This is a genomic window from Azotobacter chroococcum (assembly GCF_004339665.1).
Classification (GTDB): domain Bacteria; phylum Pseudomonadota; class Gammaproteobacteria; order Pseudomonadales; family Pseudomonadaceae; genus Azotobacter; species Azotobacter chroococcum.
The window spans coordinates 20,691-34,295 of the sequence record NZ_SMMU01000007.1 but is presented as its reverse complement, the minus strand read 5'-3'; the positions used below and the strand labels follow the sequence as shown (position 1 = coordinate 34,295).

Annotated in this window: 17 protein-coding genes; 2 read left to right on the top strand and 15 right to left on the bottom strand. The window is 63.4% G+C overall.

Annotation, left to right across the window (positions count from 1 at the left end; genetic code table 11):
* Positions 1–203 precede the first annotated feature (203 nt).
* The 9 genes from EV691_RS08215 to EV691_RS08180 all read right to left on the bottom strand — a co-directional run bounded on the left by EV691_RS08215 (position 204) and on the right by EV691_RS08180 (position 5,242).
* Positions 204–635: a protein-export chaperone SecB gene (locus EV691_RS08215; protein ID WP_165496628.1), complete on the bottom strand. Its 432-nt coding sequence runs from the start codon at positions 633–635 to the stop codon at positions 204–206.
* 4 nt (positions 636–639) lie between these two features.
* On the bottom strand, positions 640–987 hold the full coding sequence (locus EV691_RS08210) for a hypothetical protein (protein WP_131837552.1): 348 nt from the start codon (positions 985–987) through the stop codon (positions 640–642).
* 17 nt (positions 988–1,004) lie between these two features.
* Positions 1,005–1,550 (bottom strand): hypothetical protein, encoded by a 546-nt coding sequence (locus EV691_RS08205; protein ID WP_131302450.1) that lies wholly within the window; start codon positions 1,548–1,550, stop codon positions 1,005–1,007.
* Between the two features lie 288 nt (positions 1,551–1,838).
* Complete coding sequence (locus EV691_RS08200; RefSeq protein WP_242672671.1) at positions 1,839–2,168, bottom strand: hypothetical protein; 330 nt, start codon at positions 2,166–2,168, stop codon at positions 1,839–1,841.
* Complete coding sequence (locus EV691_RS23310) at positions 2,165–2,308, bottom strand: hypothetical protein (protein WP_165496629.1); 144 nt, start codon at positions 2,306–2,308, stop codon at positions 2,165–2,167. The genes EV691_RS08200 and EV691_RS23310 overlap by 4 nt, the downstream gene beginning before the upstream one ends.
* Positions 2,305–2,529 carry a hypothetical protein gene (locus tag EV691_RS08195; protein ID WP_131302453.1) on the bottom strand — a complete coding sequence of 75 codons (225 nt, stop codon included), beginning with the start codon at positions 2,527–2,529 and terminating at the stop codon, positions 2,305–2,307. The genes EV691_RS23310 and EV691_RS08195 overlap by 4 nt, the downstream gene beginning before the upstream one ends.
* Positions 2,530–2,546: 17 nt before the next feature.
* The gene (locus tag EV691_RS08190; protein WP_131302455.1) at positions 2,547–3,104 is read right to left on the bottom strand and encodes a hypothetical protein; all 558 of its coding nucleotides are present in this window, start codon (positions 3,102–3,104) and stop codon (positions 2,547–2,549) included.
* Positions 3,105–3,237: 133 nt separating this feature from the next.
* Entirely contained in the window at positions 3,238–3,489 is a 252-nt protein-coding gene (locus EV691_RS08185; protein WP_131302458.1) for a DUF1654 domain-containing protein, read from the bottom strand.
* A gap of 136 nt (positions 3,490–3,625) precedes the next feature.
* Positions 3,626–5,242: a recombinase family protein gene (locus tag EV691_RS08180; RefSeq protein ID WP_131302461.1), complete on the bottom strand. Its 1,617-nt coding sequence runs from the start codon at positions 5,240–5,242 to the stop codon at positions 3,626–3,628.
* A gap of 28 nt (positions 5,243–5,270) precedes the next feature.
* Between EV691_RS08180 and rimO the strand changes: the two genes are divergently transcribed.
* Both rimO and EV691_RS08170 read left to right on the top strand, forming a co-directional pair.
* A complete protein-coding gene (gene rimO, locus EV691_RS08175; protein WP_131302463.1) occupies positions 5,271–6,593 on the top strand; it encodes a 30S ribosomal protein S12 methylthiotransferase RimO in 1,323 nt (440 codons plus the stop codon).
* Positions 6,594–6,759: 166 nt separating this feature from the next.
* The gene (locus EV691_RS08170; protein ID WP_242672672.1) at positions 6,760–7,131 is read left to right on the top strand and encodes a hypothetical protein; all 372 of its coding nucleotides are present in this window, start codon (positions 6,760–6,762) and stop codon (positions 7,129–7,131) included.
* Positions 7,132–7,266: 135 nt separating this feature from the next.
* On the opposite strand, the gene EV691_RS08165 is transcribed toward EV691_RS08170, so the two are convergent.
* The 6 genes from EV691_RS08165 to EV691_RS08140 form a co-directional block, all read right to left on the bottom strand.
* Positions 7,267–8,217: an alpha-E domain-containing protein gene (locus EV691_RS08165; RefSeq protein ID WP_039802816.1), complete on the bottom strand. Its 951-nt coding sequence runs from the start codon at positions 8,215–8,217 to the stop codon at positions 7,267–7,269.
* 14 nt (positions 8,218–8,231) lie between these two features.
* Positions 8,232–9,641 (bottom strand): circularly permuted type 2 ATP-grasp protein, encoded by a 1,410-nt coding sequence (locus tag EV691_RS08160; RefSeq protein ID WP_131302466.1) that lies wholly within the window; start codon positions 9,639–9,641, stop codon positions 8,232–8,234.
* A gap of 388 nt (positions 9,642–10,029) precedes the next feature.
* Positions 10,030–10,596, bottom strand: a complete 567-nt coding sequence (locus EV691_RS08155) for a DJ-1/PfpI family protein (RefSeq protein ID WP_131302538.1) — start codon at positions 10,594–10,596, stop codon at positions 10,030–10,032.
* Positions 10,597–10,751: 155 nt separating this feature from the next.
* Positions 10,752–11,915, bottom strand: coding sequence for a phospholipase D-like domain-containing protein (locus tag EV691_RS08150; RefSeq protein WP_207390293.1), 1,164 nt, complete (start codon positions 11,913–11,915; stop codon positions 10,752–10,754).
* A gap of 190 nt (positions 11,916–12,105) precedes the next feature.
* Positions 12,106–12,438, bottom strand: coding sequence for an amidase (locus tag EV691_RS08145; protein WP_089168831.1), 333 nt, complete (start codon positions 12,436–12,438; stop codon positions 12,106–12,108).
* Positions 12,438–13,556, bottom strand: coding sequence for a serine hydrolase domain-containing protein (locus tag EV691_RS08140; protein ID WP_131302469.1), 1,119 nt, complete (start codon positions 13,554–13,556; stop codon positions 12,438–12,440). The genes EV691_RS08145 and EV691_RS08140 overlap by 1 nt, the downstream gene beginning before the upstream one ends.
* Positions 13,557–13,605: the final 49 nt, after the last annotated feature.

Sequence of the window (13,605 nt, the reverse complement as noted above, 5' to 3'; positions counted from 1 at the left end):
TCATCCGCGCCGTCGAGCTGCGCGAATCCGGCGCGCCGATCGCCATCGTCGGCGAAGATCAGTGGCAGCGTGTGATGTTCGGGTGAGCTGACGATTAAGAGAGGACAGCATTTTTGGACTGAGGCGGGTGATACTCAGCACGTGCAACATATAAAGATGAGATCAGTTACGGAGTGCTCAACAGAACAAACAGAAAGATCTTATTATTCTTTTTTATCAATCACAAAGTTTGGCACTTCAACCAGCGGCAGGAGTACAGGATTAAATCCTGCCCTGGCTGACAAACTGTATGCATGCTCACGAATGAACGGAAGAAGTATTATCGGAGCATTTTTGACAGCCCAGTCCTGAATATACTCCACAGGAAACCTTTCAACATCAACCTTAAAATTACCAACCACAGTTACAATTAGACTATAAGGGCGATCCAATTTCTCCGGCGCGGCATCTGCAGGCTTAATTGACAGCTGTACTTTTACTCCAATTGTAGAGTTTTCCTCATCAAATTTTGTATTGAAAATTGTATATTCAGCGGACTTAGCATAATTATCATCCTCAAAGCGAAAACGATCATGAACAGTTAGCTCAAGCTTTTCAATGAGGACGCCAATCAGTTGTATCGGGTGATGCTTCATTTTATCAGGCCGCCGCCGCGAAATAGTCTTCCGACCTCGGCACGAGCATGCAGCCCTGCAAGGCTTGGGCCCATTGACTGGCGGTAGCAGAAAGCCTGCTACCGCCATAGTACGGACCTTGTTTGACGGGAGAACCCGCCACAGTAAATTCTTCTTGGATTACCATCTCGGCATGATGGCTTTCAGCCAAGAAAGGCTGTTCACTTTGACATGCCATAAGGAAGGATACGGTAGTGCTGTCTTGATTGGCTAGACTGCGCTCCAGCATCTCGCTATAAGACATGCCGCGAAGACGATCCATAGCAGCCTTGCGGGCTGCCTTCATTTTTTCTGTAGTTCTAAATGCAGCCATTCTAGTGCCCTCTTTATTTAGGCAGAAGATACATGCATCGACTTAATACAGCTTGTATCTCTTACCGCAAAACAGCTTGCGTTACCTACGATCATAGCAAGCGGATCATTAGTAGGAGGATTCTGATTCTTAAAAAGAATCTTTACCTTCTTTCCGCCCAACGCTTCTTCGTATAGCTGTATATATAAATCTACAACACCATACAAAAGCTTTTCTATTCCTTGAAACTGCGCTCTAGTTAAATCAAAAATACAACTCAACTTTAGATGTTCAATTGCAAACGCTGCCAACTCTTGCCTTAGTTCAAGGTGGTGCTCTGGATCATCGAGGTATAAAATCTCCTCATCATCAGCCTCCACCTCAACCTGTATCACGGCCAGACTCTGATCATCTTGGCCGTGGAAAGCTTGCTGTTTACTAGCCCTCTCAGCCCATTTGATGGCGTAATGGGTCGAGACTGCCAGATGATCGTATTCAATGGCCGTCCAAAAGTAAGCGCCAGTGCCTATCCGGCCTGGTTTAGTGATGAATCCATCATGCTCAATCTTCCGTGCCATTGACATGCAGGTACCGTGAGATCCCTTGAACGACTGTGCAGCCACAAGCCTCTTCATCCTTACAGAATAGGCAAACCTAGAAATGGTTCCCTGCATTAGCAACCATCAACGAAACGACAGAAGGACCATTTGGCCTCGTCTTTGCCGATTATCTGTACTTATTGCAGAAGCTTCAACTCGAGTTCAGTTTTTTGTGGATAACTTTTTCCTTTTTACACCTAACCTACTGTCATTCAAAAAGTATTTTTATTGACCGAAAAACCATAAAATGTGGATAATGTGTTGATAAGTAATCTATTTTGCAAGGCCTATTGATTGATCGGGGGAGCGATTGCCGGAAGGAAAAGCCACCCTCGCCGGCTCGCCCTGCTCTCTTGCCATCCCTGGCGGCTCGCTGTGCACCACGATATGCCCCATGCCAATCTTGAAGTTCTTGATCACCGCGATGCACACGTTCCAGGCCTCGCGGGCCACGGCATCACCCGCCTCGACCACGTTGCCCTGCTCGTCGATGATCGCCAGCCGCGCCGGGCGGCCGTCGGCGGTGGCGAGCTGGTAGCCGCTGGTGACGTTGGCACTGATGCAGCCATGCTCAAGGGTGCCGGTTTCCGGAATGCCGATCATGCCATCACCTCCACACGCACAGCCCCTAGGGCACGCAGGTGAACGAGGTCGGCGACACGGGCGGTGGACGGCAGCGATAGCCAGCCGATGACCACCCCGGCGCGACCGATCAGTCGAATGCTCGTACTGTTGCGCTTCATTGCCCAACGCCCTCCGCTGCAACCTGATCCAGGCTCGCCGTCACCAGAAGGGCAATACCGACGGCATGATGGTTTTGATCGATACTCGCCACTCTCATGGCCTCCCAGTCCTCGGCCGCTAGCGCCGCAGTGGAGCGGCTACTTGCGCTCAAAAATCCCTCAACATGCTTGTTCATCGCCTCGTCCATCCACTGGTCCGGCATCGTGATGGTCATGCTCATGGTCTCGTTTCCCCCGATCAGGCCGCACTGGAGCGGTAGTTGGCGACCAGCTCATGCACGCAGGCGACCAGAAGCTCGTAGGCAAGCTTCCGGTCGGTGGGCAGCAACAGCGGCAGGGTGAGTGATGCGCCGTTCACCTCAAAGCGGAAGGCGGTGCGCTGCCGGTCGGTAAAGGCGGGATTCAGCAGCAGGCACAGGTCGAGATAGTCGACCGGCAGGTAGTGGCTGCCGCGGCCAAGACGGATTGCTTCGCGCAGCGTCAGCTCCAGGTCGCCGACCAGCAGATACTCGTCGACCTCGGGCACGATGCTCGGCGTTACGCCGTTGGCCACATCCTCCAGGAAGCGGGCTACCCGCTCGCCGGTATCGTCGCGGCGGGCCAGGGTCACGGAGTTGACGCTGTCACCCAGCTCGACGCGCACCTGGGTGGCCGCATCGCACTGCTCGACGGTAACGAAGGCCATGCAGCAGATCACGCCCTGCGCGTTGGCAAGGCCATGGATGAAGGTGCCGTTCTTGACGATCTGCTCGGCCAGTTGCAGCCGAGCAGCGGATGGAAGGGTGACGGTATTCATGCGGTAAGCCTCCGAAGCGATCTGCAGCGCAAGCGCTGTCCTGAAATTCCGGAGACAAAATTAACCTTTAGTAATCGTATAATCAACACCGCTAGTTAATTTTGATTAATCCGACCTAGCTTATTGGAATGGCTCAATCAGGATGCTGATTGGTCCAGGTCAGCTGGACGGCTCCACCTTCCAGCCGCGTCATGCGCACGCTTTCTTCTTCGCTCAACTGCTCGAGCAGCAGATCCCAATCGTCCTCCCGCTCGCCTGGCTCGCGTGCGATGACAGTCCGGCGCTGCAATTGTGCGCTCGGGCTCATGACCTGCCGATGGATGCGGCGGGCGAGCAGCTCGTAGGAAGTCGGGGTAACGGAAGCGTATGCGTTGGGTTTGGCCATGGGGAAATCCCTAGTCTGTATATGCATACAGATATTATGGCCACTGAATTGCCATCATTGGAAGTAGGGGCTCTATTTCGCGCCTCTCAATCCCCTCGAACGATGTTGGAAAACAGGAACACCCTATGCAGGGCTATCAATCCCAGTCCTCGCTCGCCACCCACGCCCCGCTGCGCCGGTCAATCTGGAGCAGCCGGGGCGCTCCACCCTTCGGCACCATCACCATGTCGATGGTTCTGCCCTGGCGCCCATCAGGCGCAATCCCACGCATGTAAATCACCAGCCGCTCGAACGTGTCCAGCACCAACTGGCGCACCTGCTCCCGCGCAGCATAGTCGTCCTGCTCGACCAGTGCGGCCAGCTCCGCCCAACGTTCGGCCTGTGCCGGCTCGACATGAACCGACGCCACCGACAACTCCCGCTCCAGCTGCCGCACCCGGGCCTGCGCAGCAGTCTGCTGCTGCTCCAACTCCCGCGCCCGCCGCACGAACGCCAGCGGCGCCGCACCGCTCTCGTCGGCCAGCAGCGCATCGGTGATCTTCGCCAGTTGCTTATCCAGTTCTTCGACCTGCAATCGCGCCTCGGCCAACTGCTGCCGCAGATCCTGGCCATCGACCGCAGCCTGCTGCAGCCGCTGCAGGTTCATCTTGTCGGCACAGTACGCCAGCAACGCCCGCTCGATCGGCACCACGCTGCAGCTGCCACCGGCCGAGCAACCGCCATTCTTGCTGTAGGAGGTGCAGTGCAAGCGCCGATGCCCATCGGCCAGAGTGCCATCCTCCCGGCGCCGATTCATGATGTTCTGCGCCACCAGTGCCGTGCCGCAGTAGCCGCACCACGCCAGGCCGACACCTGTGATGATGCCTGGAATCTCCCCCGCGCCACGCCGCCTGTACCGCTGCCCGGCCAGCAGTTGAAGCTCGTCGAACTCGGCATCGCTCAACACCCGCGGGTAATACTCCTCGAGGAGATAGTCCTCGCCATCTACCGAGATCCGCTTCGCCCCCCGCAGCGCCGGAAGCCGCACCAGACGGTAGATCTGCTGACCGGCGATGCCCCAGTCGCTGAGCATGTGGCCCTGTGCGTGCATGAGCTTGGCCGCGCGCCCTGCACCAAGTCCACTGCGGTAGAGATCCAGCGCGGCCCGCACTGCCTCGACCCGCTCCGGGATCAGCTCCCAGCCCTCTCCCGTCCAGCGCACCCACTGCGGGTCCTTGCCGTTGCGGATCAGCCCCCGGTAAGTGCCTGCCTGCCAGCCCTCGCACTGCCGCCGTATCGAGGCCTTCACCCGCTTGCTCTTGGTGTCCGACTCCTCGTGGGCACGGATCATCACCAGCAGCGAGTACACCAGGTCCATCGGCTGCGCCTTGAGCCCTTCCCGGTTGTATTCCCGGCCGTCGCTGGCCGTCACGACCGTGATCCCGGCGTTGATGATCTGCGCAAGCTGCGCCTGCGCCTGGAGCGGCTCCGCCCGGCTCAGCCTGTCCAGCCCCTCGACGATCAGCACCGACCCGGCCGGAATCCGCCCCTCGTCCACCGCCAGCAGAAACACCCCAAGCGCACCCTGCTTGACGTGCTTCTGGTGGTAAGCCGACAGCCCCTCATCCCTCAGCGAAAGCGTCTCGTCCAGTTCCAACCCGCGCGCCGCCGCCCAGGTCTGCGCATACTGCAACTGCCGATCGGCACTGCTTCCCGTCGCTTGCCGCGGATCGGAAAACCGCAGATAGCTGTATACTTTCGCCCCATTTTTCACCGCCGGCCCCCGAGGTCTCTACAACGTCATGTCGAAGAAAGTCGGAAGTATAGGGTTTATATCGCTCGGGTGCCCGAAGGCCACCGTCGACTCCGAACGCATCCTCACCCAGCTGCGCATGGAGGGCTACCAGATCGTGCCGTCCTATGAGGACGCCGACGTGGTGGTGGTCAATACCTGCGGCTTCATCGACAGCGCCAAGGCCGAGTCGCTGGACGCCATCGGCGAAGCCCTGGCCGAGAACGGCAAGGTGATCGTCACCGGCTGCATGGGCGTGTCCGAGGACAGCATCCGTAACGTGCATCCCAGCGTGCTGGCGGTCACCGGCCCGCAGCAGTACGAGCAGGTGGTCAACGCCGTGCACGAGGTGGTGCCGCCGAGCACCGAGCACGATCCCTTCGTCGACCTGGTGCCGCCGCAGGGCATCAAGCTGACTCCGCGCCACTACGCCTACCTGAAGATTTCCGAAGGCTGCAACCACAGTTGCGCCTTCTGCATCATCCCCTCCATGCGCGGCAAGCTGGTCAGCCGTCCGGCAGGCGAGGTGCTGGGCGAGGCCGAGCGCCTGGTCAAGGCCGGCGTCAAGGAGCTCCTGGTGATCTCCCAGGACACCAGCGCCTACGGCGTCGATCTCAAGTACCGGACCGACTTCTGGAACGGCCAGCCGGTGAAGACGCGCATGCTCGAGCTGTGCGAGGAACTCGGCAAGATGGGCGTGTGGGTGCGCCTGCACTACGTCTACCCCTACCCCAACGTCGACGACCTGATCCCGCTGATGGCCGCCGGCAAGATCCTGCCGTACCTGGACATTCCCTTCCAGCACGCCAGCCCGAAGATCCTCAAGGCGATGAAGCGCCCGGCCTTCGAGGACCAGACCCTGGCACGCATCAAGCGGTGGCGGGAGATCTGCCCGGAGCTGACCATCCGCTCGACCTTCATCGTCGGCTTCCCCGGCGAGACCGAGGAAGACTTCCAGTACCTGCTCGACTGGCTGAGCGAAGCCCAGCTGGATCGCGTCGGCTGTTTCCAGTATTCGGCGGTGGACGGCGCACCGGCCAACGAACTGAAAGGCGCGGTGCCGGAGGAGGTCAAGCAGGCGCGCTGGGAGCGCTTCATGGCCCACCAGCAGGCGATCAGCGCCGCGCGCCTGCAGCTGAAGATCGGCAAGGAGATCGAGGTGCTGATCGACGAGGTCGACGAGCAGGGCGCCATCGGCCGCTCCGCCGCCGACGCCCCGGAGATCGACGGCAACGTCTACGTCGACAGCGAGCAGGAACTCAAGCCAGGCGACAAGGTGCGCGTGCGCATCACCGACGCCGACGAATACGACCTCTGGGCGGAAACCCTCTGAGGTCCGCGCCCGCACGCCGCTCCGGCCCTTGCGGAGCGGCGCGCTCCGCAGGACAAGCAGAGCAGAGATAACGCCTGCCTTTCCTGTCTGGCTCTTGACCTATCCCGATGCGGGTAGCAGCCTCCTCATCCAGGCCATCTCGCATCAGCCCAGCTCAAGGAGGCTTATGCATCCGATTTTCTACCCTCTCGCCGGCGCCGTGCTGCTCGCCGGCTGCGCAGGCACCTCCACGACCAGGGACGGCGGCCCGTCAGCCGGACGCTATGAGGGCCATCTGGTCATGGCCCCGGAGATGCATGTCTTCGTCCCCTGCAATGCCGAGGCCCCCCTCTGGCTGGTGGCAGACGAAGCCACCGACCACCGTCTCGAGGCCCAGTACACAAGTCTGGTCAGCGAACCCTACGAGGAAGCCTTCGCGGTCCTGCGCGGCACCCCGGGACCGCAGCTGGACTGCCCGGGCTGCCGCGATTTTCCGGGCAGCTTCCGGGTCAGCGAAATCATCGAATATCGCCTGGCCGAGGCGGGAGACTGTCGGTGAGGTGACTGCGCGCCGTCCGAGCGGAAAGCCCCTGACCGTGAACGGAAAAGGGCCGCAGACCCTGTCCCGGGCGACGCCCGTTGCGCCAGCGCCCAAGCCGCGACGCGCCGGCATCCAGCGGATGCCGGCAAGCACTCAGGCCACTTCCAGATAGCACTTGTGGATGGCGTCGCCCAGACACTGCACCTGCTCGATGTACTCGGTGATCCAGGCATGCATCCCGGTTTCCAAGACCTCCTCGATCACCGTGTAGCGCAGCCGCGCCTCCAGCTCGGCCGCCAGGCGCTGCGCCGGACGGCCGTTGTCGCCGGGCAGCGCAGCGAGGTTCTGCTGCAGCTCGGTCAGGCAGGAGCGCAGCGAGCGCGGCACTTCCGCCCGCAGCAGCAGCAGCTCGGCGACCTTGCCGGCCCGCGGCGAGCCGCGATAGATCTCGGCGAAGGCTTCGAAAGCGGTCAGCGCACGGAGCAGCGCGCTCCACTGGTAGTAGGCACGCGCCGAACGGTCGTTGGGGTCCTCGCTGTCCGCGCCGAGCAGTTCGTAGCGGGCGTCGAGCAGGCGCAGGGTGTTGTCGGCCCGCTCGATGAAGGTACCCAGACGGATGAAGCTGTGCACGTCGCCACGCATCAGGGTACCGTAGGTGGCGCCGCGGAACAGGTGCGAGCGCTCCTTGACCCACTCGCAGAAACGGCTGATGCCGTAGCCGCTCAGTCCCTGCTCGGCAAGGTCGAGCAGGGTCAGCCAGGTGGCGTTGATGTTCTCCCACATGTCCGCAGTGATTCGCCCGCGCACCGCATGGGCGTTGCTGCGCGCCGCGGCCAGACAGTTGAACAGGCTGGCCGGGTTGCTCGCATCGAGGGCGAAGAAGTGCAGCATGCGTTCGGCGTGCAATTCGCCGTGGCGCTGCAGGTAGTCCTCGAGAGTGCCGGTGATCAGCAGCGGCATGGCCAGCTCGTCGAGGCCATTGCCGCGTCCGTCCTGCGGCATCAGGGACAGCGAATAGCTGACGTCGAGCATCCGCGCGAGATTCTCGGCACGCTCCAGATAGCGCGACATCCAGTACAGATCGGCGGCGGTTCTACTTAACATGCTCGATAATTCCCTCAATCCTCAACGACCCAGGTGTCCTTGGTCCCGCCGCCCTGGGACGAGTTGACCACCAGGGAGCCTTCTCGCAGGGCCACGCGGGTGAGCCCACCGGGCACCAGGCGGGTTTCGCGGCCGCTCAGGACGAAGGGCCGCAGATCAATGTGCCGCGGCGCGATGCCGCTTTCGACGAAGGTCGGGCAGGTCGACAGGCTCAGGGTCGGCTGGGCGATGTAAGCCTCGGGACGCGCCTTGAGACGCTCGCGGAAGGCCTCGATCTCGGCCTTGGTGGCCGCCGGCCCCACCAGCATGCCGTAACCGCCGGACCCCTGGGTTTCCTTGACCACCAGCTCGGGCAGATGGGCCAGGACGTGGGACAGATCCTGCGGCTTGCGGCATTGCCAGGTGGGCACGTTCTGCAGGATCGGCTCCTCGCCCAGGTAGAAACGGATCATGTCGGTGACATAGGGGTAGATCGACTTGTCGTCGGCCACGCCGGTGCCGATGGCATTGGCCAGCACCACGTTGCCGCAGCGGTAGGCCGAGAGCAGCCCCGGCACACCGAGCACCGACTCGGGATTGAACGCCAGCGGATCGAGGAAGGCATCGTCCAGCCGGCGGTAGATCACGTCCACCGGCCTGGCGCCGGCGGTGGTGCGCATGAATACCCGCTCGTCACGGACGAACAGGTCGGCCCCCTCCACCAGTTCCACGCCCATCTCGCGGGCCAGGAAGGCGTGTTCGAAATAGGCGCTGTTGTAGCGCCCCGGGGTCAGCACCACCACGCTGGGATTGTCCAACGGGCTGGAACTCCTCAGGGTCTCCAGCAGCAGGTTCGGATAGTGGTCGACGGGGGCGATGCGCTGGGCGGAGAACAGTTCGGGGAACAGCCGCATCATCATCTTGCGGTCTTCCAGCATGTAGCTGACGCCGCTCGGCGTACGCAGGTTGTCCTCCAGCACGTAGAAAGTGCCGTCGCCGTCGCGCACCAGGTCGACCCCGGCGATGTGCGCGTAGATGTCGCGATGCAGGTCGAGCCCGTGCATGACCTGCTGATAGCCGTCGTTGGACAGCACCTGCTCCGGCGGGATGATGCCGGCCTTGAGGATGCGCTGATCGTGATAGATGTCGGCGAGAAACAGGTTCAGTGCCTGGACCCGCTGGATGCACCCAGCCTCGATCCCGCGCCATTCGCTGACGGGGATGCTGCGCGGGATGATGTCGAAGGGAATCAGACGCTCGGTGCCCTGCGCGTCGCCGTACAGGGTGAAGGTGATGCCCGCCCGGTGAAACAGAAGATCGGCCTCGCGCCGGCGCTGGGCCAGCAGCTCCTGGGGAGTGTTCTCCAACCAGTTGGCGAAGCCCCGGTAATGCGGCCGGCAGACGCCGTCCGCATCGTACATTTCGTCAAAAAATTGGCGATCCATGCATGCTCCTCGGCTGTGCATAGAAGAAATTCGCAAAGCTCATGCCAGTTGCCAAGTTCCTATTCCTATCAAAGTGTTGGAGACGCTACACGACCGCTGCCGACGAATCGGAAGCGGACCGGCGGCTGGTTCGCCACCCGCTCCAGTCGCTACCGACCGGATCCGAACGCCCACTGCGCCTCCCAAGTTTCTCTCTTGCGGACAGGGTGCGGCGGAACCGGGAAGGCCATGCACCAAAAAAGCTCCCGATTTATCCAGCAAGATCCACCGCGCACCAAAAAAATGCAACACCCGGCGTAGACGGCCAGCCGGCAGACATTCGGCCGCTGCGCTGCGACGTATCGAGGCAGCGGCCCGACCGCCGCCTGCCGGATCGGGCTCCGGACACCTAGCCCTCATGAACGATCCGGGTGCCCAGCAATCCGACGAAGCTGGCCAGCCAGGCCGGATGGGCCGGCCAGGCTGGCGCCGTGACCAGGTTGCCATCCACATGGGCCTGGTCCAGCGGAATGTCCACATACTCGCCGCCGGCCAGCCGCACCTCGGGGGCGCAGGCCGGATAGGCGCTGCACGAGCGGCCGTCGAGCACCCCGGCCGCGGCCAGCAGCTGGGCGCCATGGCAGACGGCGGCAATCGGCTTGTTCGCCGTGGCGAAGGCTCGCACCAGCTCCAGCACACGCGCGTCGAGGCGCAGGTATTCGGGCGCCCGGCCACCCGGAATCAGCAGCGCGTCGTAATCCTCGGCGCGCACCCTGGCGAAGTCGAAGTTCAGAGCGAAGTTGTGCCCCGGCTTTTCGCTGTAGGTCTGGTCGCCCTCGAAGTCGTGAATGGCGGTACGCACGCTCTGCCCGGCGCTCTTGCCCGGACACACGGCATGCACCGCATGGCCGAGCATCAGCAACGCCTGGAACGGCACCATGGTTTCGTAATCTTCGGCATAGTCGCCGACCAACATGAGGATCTTCTTGGCGGACACGGGAAACTCCTGAGCAAAACGCGGAAAACGCGCATGGCCTCCCCGGCCGGAACCTGGGGATTCTGCGCGACAGGGAGGCCCACCCTACCCTGCCGCCCCCCGGCCGTCGACCCACCCTCGGCCCGGCCAACGGCTCAACCGCCGCGATCCAGCAGATCGACCACCAGCCGGTCCAGCCAGCCCCACAGCCGCTGGTACAGACGGCGGTACCAGGGCCGGGCCTGCCAGGAGGCCAGGTCGACCTCGTGGCTGACCTGGAAGTCGGCGAGGAAACATTCGACAACCTCGGCGATGAAGACGGGATCCCGCGTTTCGAGATTGGCCTCCAGATTCAAGCGTAGGTTCCAGTGATCGAAGTTGCAGGAACCAGCGCTGACCCAGTCGTCGACCAGCACCATCTTCAGGTGCAGGAAGCGCGGCTGGTATTCGAAGATGCGCACGCCGGCGCGCAGCAGGCGGCGGTAATAACGTTGTCCGGCATAGCGCACCGGCGGGTGGTCGGTGTTGCGCCCGGCCAGCAACAGGCGCACCTCCACCCCGCGCCGGGCCGCCTTGAGCAGGGCGCGGCGGACCTTCCAGGTCGGCAGGAAATACGGGGTGGCCAGCCAGATCCGCCGGTTCGCGCGGCGCAGGCTGCGGATCAGCGCCAGCAACACGTCGCGGTGCTGGCGCGCCTCGGCATAGGCGAGCCGCCCGGAACCCTCGCGGCGCAACGGTCCCGGCGGGATGCGCGGCGGCTTCGGCGGGCGCTGCGAATGCCAGCGCCCGCGCTCGTGGCAGAGCATCCACTGGTGGTCGAACAGCGTCCGCCAGTCGGCCAGCAGGGGGCCGGCGATTTCCACCATGATCTCGTGCCACTGGGCGCCTTTATCCTCCGGATTCCAGAACGCGTCGGTGGCGCCGGCACCGCCGACATAACCCAGACGATCGTCCACCAGCAGCACCTTGCGATGGTCGCGATGCAGGTTGTGCAGTCCGAAGCGCCAGCGCAGGGGATTGAACTGCGCCAGGGCGACGCCGGCCTCGGTCAGCCGGCCGCGCAGACCCGCACCGAACCCGAACGCACCGAAGCCGTCGAACAGGCAGCGCACCTGCACGCCGCGGCGGGCGGCGTCGACCAGCGCCTCGACCAGGCACTCGGCACAGCGGCCGTCCTCGATCAGGTACAGCTCCAGGTCGATGCGCCATCTGGCCCCGGCAATGGCTTCCAGCATGCGCGGAAAGAACACCTCGCCGTCGATCAGCAGACCGAAGCGATTGCCGCCGCGCCAGGGGAAGACCGCCCCCTCCCGCATCATGGCCCCCAGCCTGCAGGGACGCCGGCGAATGCTCCCAGCAGGGAACACCGCCGCCCTGCCGGTGACGGCCGCCTGGACGGCAAAGGGGTAAATGACTGGTGCATGCAACCTCTCGCTTGAAGACCGGCGCAGGCCGATAACCGCTCCTGGCCAGCGCCGGAAGCTCACCGGCCGGTTCCGGGACACGGGTTCAGGGCACGGCTGCCGCCTCTTCCTCGGCCAGCAGACGGCAGCCCTCGCGCGGACCGAGCCAGACGGCGCTGTGGGTGCGCCCCAGACCACGGGCGGTCACCGTCCGGCTGGCCGGCTCGTCGTGCAACTGGTCGATCGGGATGTACTGCTGGATATAGACCTGGCAATAGTCGGCCGGGTTGCCGCTCACATAGCGACACGAGCAGTACTCCTTGGCGCTATAGGCGCCGATGATGTCGGGGAAGGCCGCCAGGTGTGCGCGGTTCGGCCAGACCACGGTGGCCACCAGCAGCACGGCCGAGCCCAGCAGCAGGGCATGACGACGGCGCATCAGCGGGCCTCCCCGGAAACGAAGGCCGCGCGGGCCAGATGCAGGAAGTCGTTGTGCCGATAACTCAGATCGCGGTCGTCGGCGAAGCGGACGATCACCAGCTTTTCCGCCGGCAGCACATAGAGCGCTTGGCCCCAGTGGCCCAGCGCGGCGAAGGTGTCCGCCGGCGCGTCCGGCCAGGGCCGCGACGCTCTCGCCAGCGGCAGGTTCAGCCACCAGTGCCCGCCCGGCACCAATCCCTCCCCACGCGGCTGGTAGCCGGGCACCGGCGAGCGGTTGAAGGCGACCCAATCCGCCGGCAGCAGCCGGCGCTCGCCCCAGCGACCGTCGCGCAGCATCAGCAGGCCGACCCGGGCCAGGTCGCGGGCACTCAGGTAGGCATAGGAGGCACCGATGAAGGTGCCGGTCGCGTCCCGTTCCCAGACCGCCGAGGTGATGCCGAGCGGCTCGAACAGTGCCCGCCAGGGGTAGTCCGCATAGCGCTCGGCCGGGAGCATGCCCTTCAGCGCCGCCGCGAGCAGCACGCTGTCGCCGCTCGAATAGCTGAAGCGCGTGCCGGGCCCGGTATCTGCCTGATGCCGAGCGACGAAACGGGCCATATCGTTATGGCCACGGGTGTAGAGCATGGCGATAACCGAGGACTTCAGCGGCGAGTACTCGTAGTCCTCCTCCCAGGCCAGGCCGGAGGTCCAGTTGAGCAGGTGGCGCATGCGCAGGTCGGGATGGCCGGCGAGCGGCAGATAGTACTGCAGCGCCGGATCGTCGAGCCGGAAGCGGCCCTCGCCGTAGGCCACGCCGAGCAGACAGGCGAGCAGGCTCTTGCTCACCGACCAGACCAGATGCGGCGTGTTCGCGGTGGTCGGCGCGGCATAGTGCTCGTAGACCAGCACACCGTCACGGATCACCACCACCGCGTCGCTACGCACGCCGCGGCGCCCGACCTCGTCCCGCGGCGGAAAGGCATAGGCCTCGAAGGCCTCGAGCGCCGGCCCCCGAGCGACAGGCTGACGAGCCCAGCCGGCACCCGGCCAGTCCTCGGCGACGGCCCGGCCGGCGGCGAGCACGGCGGCCGCCAGGCCAGCGACCAGGAAGCGGACGGAAAACCCAATGGCGGACATGCATCGACCTCGCGACGGGCAGAGCGCGAAGCCTAGCACGGGCCGGATG

What these genes read in the sequence shown, in the direction of transcription:
- EV691_RS08190 (WP_131302455.1), bottom strand. Translation starts at nt 3,104, where the DNA reads ATGAATACCGTCACCCTTCCATCCGCTGCTCGGCTGCAACTGGCCGAG.
- EV691_RS08215 (WP_165496628.1), bottom strand. Translation starts at nt 635, where the DNA reads ATGAAGCATCACCCGATACAACTGATTGGCGTCCTCATTGAAAAGCTT.
- EV691_RS08205 (WP_131302450.1), bottom strand. Translation starts at nt 1,550, where the DNA reads ATGTCAATGGCACGGAAGATTGAGCATGATGGATTCATCACTAAACCA.
- EV691_RS08150 (WP_207390293.1), bottom strand. Translation starts at nt 11,915, where the DNA reads ATGATGCGGGAGGGGGCGGTCTTCCCCTGGCGCGGCGGCAATCGCTTC.
- EV691_RS23310 (WP_165496629.1), bottom strand. Translation starts at nt 2,308, where the DNA reads ATGAAGCGCAACAGTACGAGCATTCGACTGATCGGTCGCGCCGGGGTG.
- EV691_RS08155 (WP_131302538.1), bottom strand. Translation starts at nt 10,596, where the DNA reads ATGTTGGTCGGCGACTATGCCGAAGATTACGAAACCATGGTGCCGTTC.
- EV691_RS08185 (WP_131302458.1), bottom strand. Translation starts at nt 3,489, where the DNA reads ATGGCCAAACCCAACGCATACGCTTCCGTTACCCCGACTTCCTACGAG.
- EV691_RS08160 (WP_131302466.1), bottom strand. Translation starts at nt 9,641, where the DNA reads ATGGATCGCCAATTTTTTGACGAAATGTACGATGCGGACGGCGTCTGC.
- EV691_RS08195 (WP_131302453.1), bottom strand. Translation starts at nt 2,529, where the DNA reads ATGAGCATGACCATCACGATGCCGGACCAGTGGATGGACGAGGCGATG.
- EV691_RS08145 (WP_089168831.1), bottom strand. Translation starts at nt 12,438, where the DNA reads ATGCGCCGTCGTCATGCCCTGCTGCTGGGCTCGGCCGTGCTGCTGGTG.
- EV691_RS08140 (WP_131302469.1), bottom strand. Translation starts at nt 13,556, where the DNA reads ATGTCCGCCATTGGGTTTTCCGTCCGCTTCCTGGTCGCTGGCCTGGCG.
- rimO (WP_131302463.1), top strand. Translation starts at nt 5,271, where the DNA reads ATGTCGAAGAAAGTCGGAAGTATAGGGTTTATATCGCTCGGGTGCCCG.
- EV691_RS08200 (WP_242672671.1), bottom strand. Translation starts at nt 2,168, where the DNA reads ATGATCGGCATTCCGGAAACCGGCACCCTTGAGCATGGCTGCATCAGT.
- EV691_RS08165 (WP_039802816.1), bottom strand. Translation starts at nt 8,217, where the DNA reads ATGTTAAGTAGAACCGCCGCCGATCTGTACTGGATGTCGCGCTATCTG.
- EV691_RS08210 (WP_131837552.1), bottom strand. Translation starts at nt 987, where the DNA reads ATGGCTGCATTTAGAACTACAGAAAAAATGAAGGCAGCCCGCAAGGCT.
- EV691_RS08170 (WP_242672672.1), top strand. Translation starts at nt 6,760, where the DNA reads ATGCATCCGATTTTCTACCCTCTCGCCGGCGCCGTGCTGCTCGCCGGC.